The 12,408-nt window shown below is 64.1% G+C and carries 11 protein-coding genes and 1 pseudogene; 7 read left to right on the top strand and 5 right to left on the bottom strand.

Annotated elements, in window-relative coordinates; genetic code table 11:
* Window position 1: 1 nt before the first annotated feature.
* The 3 genes from N8I74_RS01270 to N8I74_RS01260 all read left to right on the top strand — a co-directional run bounded on the left by N8I74_RS01270 (window position 2) and on the right by N8I74_RS01260 (window position 2,473).
* Window positions 2-1,198: an acetate/propionate family kinase gene (locus tag N8I74_RS01270; protein ID WP_263125103.1), complete on the top strand. Its 1,197-nt coding sequence runs from the start codon at window positions 2-4 to the stop codon at window positions 1,196-1,198.
* A 134-nt stretch (window positions 1,199-1,332) separates the two neighbouring features.
* A complete protein-coding gene (locus N8I74_RS01265; RefSeq protein WP_263125102.1) occupies window positions 1,333-2,121 on the top strand; it encodes a BPSS1780 family membrane protein in 789 nt (262 codons plus the stop codon).
* A complete protein-coding gene (locus N8I74_RS01260; RefSeq protein WP_263125101.1) occupies window positions 2,096-2,473 on the top strand; it encodes a diacylglycerol kinase in 378 nt (125 codons plus the stop codon). The genes N8I74_RS01265 and N8I74_RS01260 overlap by 26 nt, the downstream gene beginning before the upstream one ends.
* A 120-nt stretch (window positions 2,474-2,593) precedes the next feature.
* On the opposite strand, the gene N8I74_RS01255 is transcribed toward N8I74_RS01260, so the two are convergent.
* The 3 genes from N8I74_RS01255 to N8I74_RS01245 are packed head-to-tail and all read right to left on the bottom strand — an operon-like array spanning window position 2,594 to window position 4,755.
* The gene (locus tag N8I74_RS01255) at window positions 2,594-3,004 is read right to left on the bottom strand and encodes a DUF2721 domain-containing protein (RefSeq protein ID WP_263125100.1); all 411 of its coding nucleotides are present in this window, start codon (window positions 3,002-3,004) and stop codon (window positions 2,594-2,596) included.
* Window positions 2,997-3,752, bottom strand: a complete 756-nt coding sequence (locus tag N8I74_RS01250) for a LytR/AlgR family response regulator transcription factor (protein WP_263125099.1) — start codon at window positions 3,750-3,752, stop codon at window positions 2,997-2,999. Before N8I74_RS01250 ends, N8I74_RS01255 begins: the two co-directional genes overlap by 8 nt.
* Complete coding sequence (locus N8I74_RS01245) at window positions 3,718-4,755, bottom strand: sensor histidine kinase (protein ID WP_263125098.1); 1,038 nt, start codon at window positions 4,753-4,755, stop codon at window positions 3,718-3,720. The genes N8I74_RS01250 and N8I74_RS01245 overlap by 35 nt, the downstream gene beginning before the upstream one ends.
* Before the next feature lie 86 nt (window positions 4,756-4,841).
* Between N8I74_RS01245 and N8I74_RS01240 the strand changes: the two genes are divergently transcribed.
* Window positions 4,842-6,332, top strand: coding sequence for a YifB family Mg chelatase-like AAA ATPase (locus N8I74_RS01240; RefSeq protein WP_263125097.1), 1,491 nt, complete (start codon window positions 4,842-4,844; stop codon window positions 6,330-6,332).
* A gap of 18 nt (window positions 6,333-6,350) precedes the next feature.
* Here N8I74_RS01240 and N8I74_RS01235 read toward each other — a convergent pair.
* Window positions 6,351-7,271 (bottom strand): annotated as a pseudogene (locus N8I74_RS01235) (AraC family transcriptional regulator); the annotation flags it as partial.
* Window positions 7,272-7,408: 137 nt separating this feature from the next.
* Here N8I74_RS01235 and N8I74_RS01230 point away from each other — a divergent pair.
* On the top strand, window positions 7,409-8,338 hold the full coding sequence (locus N8I74_RS01230) for an NmrA family NAD(P)-binding protein (RefSeq protein WP_263125096.1): 930 nt from the start codon (window positions 7,409-7,411) through the stop codon (window positions 8,336-8,338).
* Here the strand turns inward: N8I74_RS01230 and N8I74_RS01225 are convergent.
* Window positions 8,311-8,664, bottom strand: a complete 354-nt coding sequence (locus N8I74_RS01225; protein ID WP_263125095.1) for a globin family protein — start codon at window positions 8,662-8,664, stop codon at window positions 8,311-8,313. The genes N8I74_RS01230 and N8I74_RS01225 overlap by 28 nt on opposite strands.
* Before the next feature lie 261 nt (window positions 8,665-8,925).
* Between N8I74_RS01225 and parE the strand changes: the two genes are divergently transcribed.
* The gene (gene parE / locus N8I74_RS01220) at window positions 8,926-10,899 is read left to right on the top strand and encodes a DNA topoisomerase IV subunit B (protein WP_263125094.1); all 1,974 of its coding nucleotides are present in this window, start codon (window positions 8,926-8,928) and stop codon (window positions 10,897-10,899) included.
* Window positions 10,900-11,014: 115 nt separating this feature from the next.
* Window positions 11,015-11,923 carry a phosphotransferase gene (locus N8I74_RS01215; RefSeq protein WP_263125093.1) on the top strand — a complete coding sequence of 303 codons (909 nt, stop codon included), beginning with the start codon at window positions 11,015-11,017 and terminating at the stop codon, window positions 11,921-11,923.
* Window positions 11,924-12,408 lie beyond the last annotated feature (485 nt).

Below are 12,408 nucleotides of genomic sequence, written 5' to 3'. Positions count from 1 at the left end.
CATGCGCGCATCGATTCTTGTGGTGAATGCCGGCTCCTCCAGTGTCAAATTCTCATTGTTCGACCAGCAGGACGCCGCCGATCCGGGACTACGCTACAAAGGCCAGGTGGAAGGCATCCACGTCGAGCCGCGCTTCACCGCCAAGTCAGCCGACGGCGGGCTGCTGGCGGATGAAGCCATGCCGGCGGATGTGCCCAATTCGCACGACGGCGCCCTGCGCCATATCCTGGCCTGGCTGGAACGCCATACCGGCGGCGCGAAGCCGGCGGTCATCGGGCATCGGGTGGTCCATGGCGGGCGGCGCTTTTCGCGACCCGAACGCATCACGCCCGAGGTCATCGCCGAGCTGGAGCGGTTGGTGCCGCTGGCACCCCTGCATGCGCCGCACAACATCACGCCGATCCGCATCCTGGCCGAACTGCTGCCGGATGTGCCGCAGGTGGCGTGCTTCGATACCGCGTTCCATGCCGAACAGCCCGAGCTGCACCAGCTATATGCGCTGCCCTACGACTTTTCGCAGCGCGAAGGCATCCGCCGCTATGGATTCCATGGGCTGTCCTACGAATACATTGCCAGCGTGCTGCCACAGATCGACCCACAGGCGGCCCAGGGACGCACCGTTGTCGCCCATCTGGGCAATGGCGCCTCGATGGCGGCGCTGCAGGGCGGCCGTGGCATCGCTTCCACCATGGGCTTTACTGCGCTGGAGGGCTTGCCGATGGGCACGCGCACCGGCTCGATCGACGCCGGGGTGGTGCTGCACCTGCTCAACCATCTGAAGATGGATGCACGGGGCATCGAGCAGTTGCTGTACAAGCAATCCGGGCTGCTGGGATTGTCCGGCGTCTCCAGCGACATGCGCGAGCTGCACGCCAGCCAGGATGCGCGCGCAAAACTCGCCATCGATTATTTCGTCAGCAAGATTGCGCGCGAAGCGGCGTCGCTGGCCACCACGCTGGGAGGGATGGACGCGCTGGTGTTCACCGCCGGGATCGGCGAGAACGACGCGGTTGTCCGCCGGGAAGTATGCCGGCTGCTGGGCTGGCTGGGCGTGGCACTCGATCAGGACGCCAATGACGCGCGCTCGGGGCAGCCGCGGCGGGTTTCGCTGCCCGGCAGCCGGGTCGCGGTCCATGTGATCCCTACCAACGAGGAACTGGTGATCGCGCGGCACGCGCTGAAGTGCGCCGTTCGTTGAGGCAAGCTTGGCACCTGCCAGCCGATGGCCGCCGGCTTTCCCGGCGGCCATTGCGTTTGTGTATGCCCGTTGTGCTTGTCAGCCTGCAGGGGGCTCCCTACGATACGCAGGTCTTGCATCCGACGGAGGCCCTTGTGCAGCACAACGATACCGTGATCGATACCGCCATCGAGCCACGGCGCCTGCCTATTGCCAGCGGCTGGCACTGGGTTACCCGCGCTTTTGCGCTGTATCGCGCGCACTGGCTGCAATGGACCGTGATGACCGCATTGTTTCTCGCGATTCCACTGCTGCTGGCCGCTACGCGGCTGGACTGGATCTGGATGGTCACCAGCCTGGTGATGCCGATCCTGTCCGCGGGGCTGCTGGAAAGCGCCGACCGTGCCCAGCGCGGCGGGCCGGTCAATGTGGGTGATCTGTTCAACGGCTTCAAATACCGTACCCGGCAGCTGCTTAGGCTGGGCATATGGTATCTGGTGGCGATGGCGGCGCTGACCGGGTTGCTGACGCTGATACTCAGAACCCTGGCGGCGCAGGCAGGTGTGACATTCGAGCAGATCCAGCAGCAGGGGCTTGCCGAACTCGTTTCTGGTCCGGGCCTTGCGTTGTTCGGTATCGTCGGCGTGGCCGGCATGATACTGATCTACAGCTTCTACTTCTTCGCACCGGCCCTCGTGACGCTGCGCGAGGTCAAGGCGGTGGAAGCGATGCGACTCAGCTACGTGGCCTTTTGGCGCAATCTTGCGCCATTGCTGGTGACCAGCGTGGTCCTGGTGCTGCTGACCGCGGTGGCGGCCTCGCTGCTGATGGTGGGGCTGATCGTGGTGACACCGGTCGGGTTGCTGGTTTCCTATACCGCATTCGCCGATATTTTCGACGAGGACCTGGTGGGCGGACATGGCCGAACATCCATTCAAGGGTAAGACCGGCCTGCAGCGCGTGATCAATGCGCTGGGCTACTCGCTGGACGGGATCCGGGCGTGCTGGAAGAACGAGGCGGCATTCCGGCAGGTGGCGCTGCTGGCCTGCATCGGCATCGCCGCTGCCGCCTTCGTGGCGCTGCCGGCGTGGGCCAGGGCCGTCGTCACTGCCAGCCACCTCCTGACCCTGATCGTGGAGCTGCTCAATTCCGCCGTCGAGGCCGCGGTCGATCATACGTCACTGGAGCGGCATCCGCTTGCCAAGCGCGCCAAGGACCTGGGCAGCGCGGCCCAGCTGATCTGTCTGATCAATCTGGCGTTGATGTGGGGGCTGGCACTGACGGCCAAGGGCTGAGTGCGGCAGGGCGTCCTGCCGGCTGCTGCGATAGCGCCGCGGCTTCGTTCCATTGCCGTCAGCCCAGGATGCAGCGCTGACGTGGCTGTGCTGCCCTCATCAAGTCCGCCGGCGTTGCAGCTAGTGGTGCTTGCGCAGCTCGATCTCGATATCCGAGAGCAGGATGTCGAGCGCGGAATCGGAGATCAGCACCTCGAACAGGCACAGCAGCAGCGAGATCACCATCAGGAACAGACTGGCGACGAACACGATGTGCGCAGCGTCCGCCTGCTGGAAGAACACCAGCACCATGGAGACGATGCATAGCAGCAGGCTGATCAGGCCAAAGGCCTGCATCCAGCGGATCAGCGCAACCCGCCGCCGCATATTGCCGAGCTGGCGTAGCGTATTGATGTGTGGGTCGCGGCGATGTGCGTCGTACAGCTGCCGGATGATGGTGGACAAGGCAAGAAAGCGATTGGTGTAGGCCAGCATCAACAACGAGATCGCGGGAAACAGCAGCGAAGGCGTCGTGATGCTGAACTCATCCATTCTTCTTGAAATCCTTGATCACATGTTGCTGGCGACGGCTGACCGCCAATCTGTCCGGGATATCGCGCAGGACCGACACCCAATGGGTCTCGCCGCCATTGGAGGGTACCTTTTCAAAGCCGATCAGGGAATCGCGCGCCACCAGGCAATTGCGGTGGATCCGTACGAATCGGCTGCCGAATTCCTCTTCGAGACGTGTGAGCGAGTCTTCCAGCAGGTATTCGCGTTCGCGTGTGCGCAGTGTGATGTATTTCTGCTCGGCCTTGAGATAGCGTGCCTCGGAAACCGGGATCAGGTGCAGCCGGCCCCGCTCGGTCACGCTGAAGTGGCTGCGCGCGGTCGAGGACGGCTCGGCCTGGCTCTTCGCGTCGCGTAGTTCCCTGACCCGATTGAGCGCATCCATCAGCCGTTCGCGGCGGATCGGCTTCAGCAGATAGTCGATCGCGCGGACTTCGAATGCCGCCACCCCATATTCCTCGAACGCGGTGGCAAAGATCACCGCGGGGGGTTGTGACAGGCCCTGCAGCTCGCGGGCGAGCTCGATTCCGCTCATTTGCGGCATCTGGATATCGATGATGGCCGCGTCGGCATCTGCCTCGGCCAGTTGCGACAGCGCAGAGACGCCGTTGGTTGCCGTCCCCACGATTTCCAGTGGGAACTCCGAAGCACAATCCTTCAGTACATCTTCCAATCGGCGCAGCGCTGGCAACTCGTCATCGACCAGAAAAAGGCGCAATGGCGTCGTCATGAGCAATCTCCCGGTAAGGCACCACAATATGTACTTGATAATAGCCGTTCACGGCTTGTGTCGTGAGATTGGCTTCCGCATCAAAATGCAGCAGCAGCCGTTCCCGAATGTTTTCCAGGGCAATACCGTTTCCCTGATGCTGGCGCACTGCATCAACCGGCGGCAGGGGATTTCTCACATCCAGATGCAACTGGTCCCGGATGCGGAAAATGTTCACTTGTATCGGTGCCGGCTCCAACGCCGGTTCGATGCCATGATAGATGGCATTTTCCACCAATGGCTGCAACATCAATGGCGGCACGGCGGCGTCCCCGGGCATATTGTCGATATGCCATTCGACCCGCAACCGGGGTCCCAGCCGCACCGCTTCGATGTTCAGATACCGCTTCGTCAAATCGACTTCGCGATCCAGGCGCGCGAGCTGACGATTGTCTTTCATCAATACGCGAAACAGATCGGCCAAGTCTTCCAGCATCTGCTCGGCCTTCAGCGGTTCATTGCGTATCAGCGACAGCACCGCGTTCAGACTGTTGAAAAAGAAGTGCGGCCGGATACGGGACTGCAACGCCGCCAGCCTGGCCTCCGACAATCTAGGCGACAACGAGCGCTGGCGCAGCCGGAAGTATCCAAGCAGCGACAAGGTGATCGCCAGGATCGTCATCGCCCCTGCCAGCAGCACCTGCTCCCCGCCATCCACCGGCAACACCACCATCCTGCCGATGCTGCCGCCGCTCACCGCCAGCAGGCATACCCCTGCTGCGCCGTAGTTGTACGGCAACCTTGCCAGCAACGGGCTCGCAAGCCCCAGCAGCAGCAGGGCGGGCAACAGCGAGAATTCCAGCCACAGCACGCTGTCGGAGAACCGCTGGGCCCAGTTCGACCAGCTGGAAAGCCCAATCAGTGAATAGACGAACAGGGCGAGATGGGCAAACACCAGGATGCGCAGGATCACACCCATGTTACGGAAATCCGGCAACAAGTCCGGCTCGGTCGTGGCAGTCACGCTGAAGCTCTTATCTGTGCATTGAAAGCGGCTCCTACACTATAAACAAAGTCTGTTTCCGGCAACCGCGCTTCCTTACTATCCGCATGTCACTTGCCATCGTTCACAGCCGCGCCCTGGTCGGGCTGACCGCCCATCCCGTCGTGGTCGAGGTCCATCTTGCCAACGGCCTGCCGGCTTTCAATCTGGTGGGCCTGCCCGACGCGGAGGTCAAGGAAAGCCGCGAACGGGTTCGCGCCGCACTTACCGTGTCGGGCTTCGAATTTCCAGCCCGCCGGATCACTGTCAACCTGGCGCCGGCCGATCTGCCCAAATCATCCGGGCTGTACGATCTTGCCATCGCCATCGGTATTCTTGCCGCTAGCGGCCAACTCCCGGCCGATGCGCTTGCCCAATACGAATTCGCGGCGGAGCTGGGCCTGGCCGGCGATCTGCGGCCGGTGCGCGGTGCCATCGCACTGGCACGCGCGGCAAGCCTTGCCCGACGCGCACTGATCCTGCCCGAGCCCAACGCCCGCCAAGCAGCGCTGATCCCGGACGCCACGGTCCACGCGGCCCAACACCTGCTTGAGGTATGTAAGCAATTTGCGGCAGGCGAAATGCTACCTGTAGTGCCACCATCAACCCCAAGCGTGTCAGCCAGCTATCCCGATCTGGCCGACGTACGGGGTCAGGCGCAGGCCAAGCGCGCGTTGGAGATCGCGGCGGCCGGCGGGCACAGCGTGTTGCTGCTCGGGCCGCCCGGCACTGGCAAGAGCATGCTGGCCAAACGCCTGCCGGGGCTGTTGCCCCCGATGGAGGCCGACGAGGCCCTGGAAAGCGCGGCAATCCAGTCCCTGGGACGCAGTGGCTTCACGCTGGCGCAATTCGGCGCCCGCCCATTCCGTTCGCCTCATCACTCGGCCTCGGCCGTGGCATTGGTCGGTGGGGGCAGCGTGCCGCAGCCCGGTGAGGTTTCAATGGCGCACCACGGGGTCCTGTTCCTGGATGAGCTGCCCGAATTCGACCGCAAGGTGCTGGAGATGCTGCGCGAGCCGCTGGAGAACGGCCAGATCCAGATCAGCCGGGCTGCACATGCCGCTGATTTTCCCGCCCGATTCCAGCTGATCGCGGCGATGAATCCATGCCCCTGTGGCTACCTGGGTCATCCACGGAAGGCATGCCGTTGTACGCCGGAGCAGATGGCGCGTTACCGGGGCAGGCTCTCCGGCCCGCTGCTGGATCGGATCGATCTGCTGGTCGAGGTGCCGGCGCTGCCTGATACCGTATTGACTGCCAGCGCGGATGGTGAATCCAGTGCGGTTGTCCGTGCCCGGGCGCAGCAGGCGCGCGAGCGCCAACGGCAGCGGCAGGGCCATGCCAATGCGGCGTTGGAGGCTGGTTCGATCGACGCCCATTGCACACCGGACGAGCCTGGAAGGGCGCTGCTGGGCGCGGCGCTGGCCAAGCTGGGGCTATCGGCGCGGGCCTATCACCGCGTGCTCAAGGTCGCGCGCACCATCGCCGATCTGGACAGTGCCGCCCGGATCGGCGCCCCGCACCTGGCCGAGGCCATCCAGTACCGCCGGGCCCTGTAGCCCTGGCCGGATCGCGCCCGGCGGGACACCGATGACCCGCTTGAACGCCCGGCTGAATGCGGCTTCCGATTGATATCCCATCCGCAATGCCAGGCTGGCGATGGGCTCGGCATGATGCCTCAGGTGTGCCAGCGCCACATGCATGCGCCACTCGGTGAGGTATTGCATCGCGGGCTGGCCGACCAGCTGGGTGAAACGTGCGGCAAAGGCCGAGCGCGACATGCATACCTGGGTCGCGAGTGTGGCCAGCGTCCACGCCTTGCCCGGATCATGGTGCAGCAGCGCGATGGCACGCCCGATCTGCCTGTCCTGCAACGCACCCAACCAGCCTTGCCGGGCCGCCGGGTCGCTCGCCATCCAGGCGCGGATGGCCTGGATCACCAGCACATCGGCCAGTCGGGCGATCACTGTATCGCCGCCGGGCTGCAGCGTCTGCGCTTCAGCTGCCATGAAACGCAGCAGATCGTGCAGCCAGGGCTGCTGCCGGGTGCTGCCATCCAACCGCAGCACCGGCGGCAGCAGCGCAAGCAGCCGGCGTGCGGCCGGGTCGTCGAAATGCACCGCGCCGCAGATCAGCTGCGTCGCCTCGCCACCACCACCGTGGCGCAGCACCTCAAAGCGGGGCGAGAGCAGCGTGCGATCGAGCTCGAACAGATGGGTGGCCACCACCCCGGGTGCACTGCCCAGCGTATGGCCGTGGCCATGGGGCAGCAGCACGAAATCCCCGGCGCGCAGCGGTGCCGGTGCATGGCCGTGGGCATGCAGCCAGCCCTCGCCGCTGGCGACGAAGTGGAACATCAGGCAATCGGGCAGCGGCGGCAATGTCACACCCCATGGTGCGGTCAGCTCCGAGCGGCAGTAGATCAGGCCGTTCATGCGCAGGAAGTGCAGTGCCTCGGCCAGTGGGTCGACCGGGACCCAGGCGTCGTCTGGATACATGGCCGCAGTTTAGGGTGCGCATCGTGCATACGTCCAAGCAGATTGGACGGATGAGCATGAAACAGCGACTTGCTGTCATGGATCATCCCAATGCCGGGGCCGATAGTGGACGATCCATTTAAGCAAGGAGTGCCGAGATGAAGATTGCAGTCATGGGTGCGAGTGGTCGTACCGGTTCCCTCATCGCCCAGGGCCTGTTGCAGGCCGATATCGAGGTCGTCGCATTGGGGCGCGATGCGCGACGGCTCGCGGTATTGCAGTGCCAGGGGGCGCAGGTCGCGCTGGGGAACGCCGACGACGCCACCTATCTGGCGCATGCCTTCGAGGGCGCGGACGCGGTCTACACGCTGCTGCCGTACGACCTGGGCCAGCCGGGCTATCTGGCCAGCCAGGAACGCCAGAGCACGGCCATCACGCGGGCAATTGCAATGGCAGGTGTGGGGAGGGTGGTCCAGCTCAGCAGCCTGGGGGCGGACCAGACCGGTGCCACCGGCATGATCCGCAGCCTGCATACGCATGAGGCGCGGTTGGGCGGGTTGGAGGACGTCGATCTGCTGTTGCTGCGCCCCAGCCATTTCTTCGAGAACTTTGGCCCCGTGCTGCCCACCGTGCTGGCAAGCGGCGTGCATGCGGATGCGGTGGACCCCGCTGTCAAGCTGCCGATGCTGTCCACGCACGATATCGCCGATGCAGCCATCGCTGCCTTGCTCGAGCCGCATTGGCATGGCCGGCTGATCCGTGAACTGCTGGGGCCGTGCGATCTCGACTTCGTGGAAGTGACTGCCCTGATTGCCGCACAAGCCAGCCGCCCTGACCTGCGTTACCAGCAGATCAGCCCGGCCGAGCTGCTGGCGAGGTTGCGCGAGGCCGGTTTCGCCACCGATGTGGCGGCGCTTTGCGTCGAACTGGTCGAGGCCTTCAACAGCGGGCTGATCCACGCATCGCAAGGCCGCAGTGCAGCCACCACCACGCCGACCACCTTGCAGGACGCGCTGCCGGATCTGTTTGCCATGTATACAGAGTGGCCGCAGCGATCCGATCAGGCCGGGACGGTCTCGCCCAGTTGATCCAGCCTGCGATGCCAGTGCCGGGCCAGATCGCCTGGCACGTGGCGATCGATCGCGTGGTGCAGCAGGGTTTCGATGGAGTGCCAGTGGTGGCGATCGATATCATCGATCAGTGCAGGCAGTTGGCTGGTGGGCCGTGCCAGCCGGTAGCTTTCGCCATCAAGCGCGGCGTACCAGAAGGCGACCAGCCGTTGACGGTAGCGCTCTAGGTCGGCGGCGCGGGCGAGCCATGGCGCGAGCAATGGGTGCTGCGCGGCGGCGCGGAAGAAATCGTCGACCACGGCGACAATGTTGTCCAAGCCAATGAGATTGGCGAGCTTGTCCATGACGGACCTCCGTTTGCTATGTGTTGCCCCTGGGTTTGCAGCGCCTGTCCGTGTTGTTGCGCGGCTGTATCGGTGCATGCGGATGACGCATATGCGCGCCGGTGACGGGACCCGCCGCTCGGCATTGGCCGTGACGAAGCGGGTCCTGGGCAGACCCATGATTGTCGAGAACGGTTCCTATTGATTACTTTCGGTTACATGGCCGGGTCAGGCCGGCTTTTGCTAGACTGCCCCGCTATATCCGCTACCCGTTCCAAAGCAATGAGCACAGCCCGCTACGACGAATCCGCCGTCAAAGTCCTCAAGGGTCTCGACCCGGTCCGGCATCGTCCGGGCATGTATACCCGCACCGACAATCCGCTGCACATCTGCCAAGAAGTGATCGACAACGCGGCCGACGAGGCGCTGGGGGGCTTTGCCAGGAAGATCCACGTCACGCTCTATCGCGACCAGTCGCTGAAGGTGATCGACGACGGTCGCGGCATTCCGGTCGGCATCCACCCCGAGGAGGGCGTGCCGACAGTGCAGGTGGTGTTCACCCAGCTGCATGCCGGCGGCAAATTCGACAAGAAGGATGGCGGCGCCTATGCGTTCTCCGGCGGCCTGCACGGTGTTGGCGTCTCGGTGACCAATGCGCTTTCCACCCGGCTGGAAGTGGCGGTGAAGCGCGACGGCGCGCAGCACCGCATCGTATTCGCCGGTGGCGAGGTCAGCGAACCGCTGGCGTTGCTGGGCAACGTGGCCAGGAAGGACACCGGCACCACCGTCACTGTGTGCCCGGACCCGCGCTATTTCGACAGCCCGACCATCCCGCAGGGCGAGCTGGAGCACCTGCTCAAGTCCAAGGCCGTGCTGCTGCCGGGCCTGGTGGTGACGCTGGATGTGGAAACGGCCGGCGGCGAGTTCGTGCACAAGGAGTGGTGCTACCCGGATGGCCTGATCGGCTACCTGTCGGAGCAGCTTGCCGGCTACGAGACACTGATCCCCATCTTCAAGGGTGAGAAATACATCGGTGCCGGCGACGAAGCCTTCGCGCCCGGGGAAGGGTGTGCGTGGGCCTTCACCTGGAGTGAAGCCGGCCCGGTGAACCGCGAATCGTATGTGAACCTGATCCCGACCCCGGCCGGCGGCACGCATGAGTCCGGTCTGCGCGACGGCGTGTTCCAGGCGGTGAAGACCTTCATCGAATTCCACAATCTGCAGCCCAAAGGGGTGAAGCTGCTGCCGGAGGATCTGTTCGGGCGCTGTTCGTTCGTGCTTTCGGCCAAGGTGCTGGACCCGCAGTTCCAGGGTCAGACCAAGGACAAGCTCACCAGCCGCGATGGCCTGAAGCTGGTCTCGCAGATGGTGAAGCCCCCGTTCGAGTTGTGGCTGAACGAGCATGTGGAGCTGGGCAAGCGGTTGGCGGAGCTGACCATCCGCGCGGCGCAAAGCCGGCAGAAGAACGCGCAGAAGGTGGAGAAGAAAAAGTCTTCCGGCGTGGCGGTGCTGCCGGGCAAGCTCACCGACTGCGCCAGCGACGAGAGCATGCGCTGCGAGCTGTTCCTGGTGGAGGGCGACTCGGCGGGCGGCTCGGCCAAGCTCGGGCGCGACAAAGATTTCCAGGCCATCCTGCCGTTGCGGGGCAAGGTGCTGAACACCTGGGAAGTGGACCGGGACCAGATCTTCGCCAACAACGAGGTGCACGATATCGCGGTGGCCATCGGCGTCGACCCGCACGGGCCGGATGACAAGCCGGACCTGTCGGGGCTGCGCTACGGCAAGATCATCATCATGTCCGATGCCGATGTCGACGGCTCACACATCCAGGTGCTGTTGCTGACGCTGTTCTACCGGCACTTCCCCAGGTTGATCGAGAGTGGGCATATGTATGTGGCACAGCCACCGCTGTACCGGGTGGATGTTGCCGGGGTGGGCAAGGGCAAGCCGCCACGCAAGTTCTATGCGCTGGACGAGGGTGAGCTGACCGCGATCCTGGACAAGCTGCGTGCCGAGAAGGTGCGCGAAGGCGCCTGGAGTATTAGTCGCTTCAAGGGCCTCGGTGAAATGAACGCCGAGCAGCTGTTCGAGACCACGATGAATCCGGATACCCGCCGCGTCCTGCGTGTCGGCGTGCCCGACGATGTGCGCCGCAATACCCGCGAGCTGATGAACATGCTGATGGGCAAGGGCGAGGCAAGCAGCCGGCGCGCCTGGCTGGAAGCGCGTGGCAACGAGGTCGAGGCCGACCTGTAAACCGCACTGTCATCCCCGCATGCCATGATTCTCCCGTGTTGCCCAGCGGCATGCCTGTGTATTGCCCTGGCAATGGATTGCCAGCTAAGTTGGAGCGCACCAAAGGGAGAGCATCATGCTGCAGAGCGATATCCAGGCTTGGCTGGACCAGACCATGCAGGATTGGCTGGGCGGGCCGGCCCGGGTCGACCAGGTGATCGATGGCTTCTACGGGCAGGTCTATCTGCTTGAGCTTGCCGGCGGCGGGCGCCGGGTCATCAAGCGCTTCCGTATCCCGGGTTTTGCTGTGCAGGAAGCAAAGGCGACCTGGCTGTTGCGGCAACGTACGCCCGCCCATCTGGCCGTACCGGAGATCCTGCGTTTCGAGTTGGCGCAGCAGCGGCAATGGGATTGTTTCCTGATGACCTTCGTACCGGGCGTGAATGCCACCGAAACACCGGTCGAACACGCCGATGCGCTGGCCGAGCAGATCGTGGCGTTGCAACGTCACTGGCATGCCCAGCTTGGCGAGGCATTCGAGGATCTGGACGGGGTGCGCTATCCCACCTTCCTGGACAGCTATCGTGCCTATCTCTCCAAGCGCTGCGCCTTCCTGCAATCGGCCGAGGGGTTCAGCAGCGGTCTCAAATCCCGCCTGCTCGCCACGTTGAGCGGTCTGGAAGCACGCCTGCAGCCGCTGGCCGCGGACCCGCCGGTCTTTATCCACGATGACGGACACGCCGGCAACTACCTTGTCGATCCGGTCACCTGGAAACTGTGCGCGGTGATCGATCCGGCTGGCGCGCGTTTTTCGCACCGGGAGCTGGATCTGTTCCATCTGCCGGATGCCCGGGCGGATTACCGCTTGCTGGAGCGCTATCTTGCCCAATCGCCCTGCGCGCCAGGCTGGCCTGCCCGGCGCTGGCTGTTCAGCATCTGGGACGACATCAAGCATGCTGAATTCACGGGCTGGCGTGATGAAGCCTGGTTCGAGCGCAAACTAGCCGAGTTCGAGGCTGCCGATCGCGTCGCCCTTTCTGCATAGTGGGCCCGGGTGCGGGACCTGGGGTGCTACGCGTTACGAAGCATGACGTATCCAGGACGGCCGAGGTGTTGCTTTGCGTTGTCAGATTGCTGCGCGCATGGTGCCGTGATATTGGCTTGCACGAGCCGCCGTGCCATCCCCAAGGCTTGAACCGTGTCTGCTGGTGCGGGGGTGCGACAGGCTGCGTGCCGCAACAGCTGATGGCAGGGACAGTGGCACGGGGCAAGCAAGTGCTACCAGCCCGACCTCTGGCGCTCCGGTTACGGCGATGGAGCATTGATCTGGTTTCACGTGAAACAATGGCAGGCTGCGGTCAATCCATGGTCAGTCAGGAAGCAGCACCTATCCCGCTGCTGTGCTCAGGATGGTTCGCTGGCCAATTTGCGCCAGTGACCGGTGAGGGGGGGGCGGCTCGGCTACAATGCCGGCTATTGTTCCGCCATCTTCCAGAATGCCTGCCATGTCCGAACACGATCTGCTCGATA

This window comes from Chitiniphilus purpureus (assembly GCF_025642115.1).
Lineage (GTDB): Bacteria > Pseudomonadota > Gammaproteobacteria > Burkholderiales > Chitinibacteraceae > Chitiniphilus > Chitiniphilus purpureus.
The sequence above is the reverse complement of the archived record's forward strand: the minus strand, read 5'-3'. Positions and strand labels throughout refer to the sequence as shown.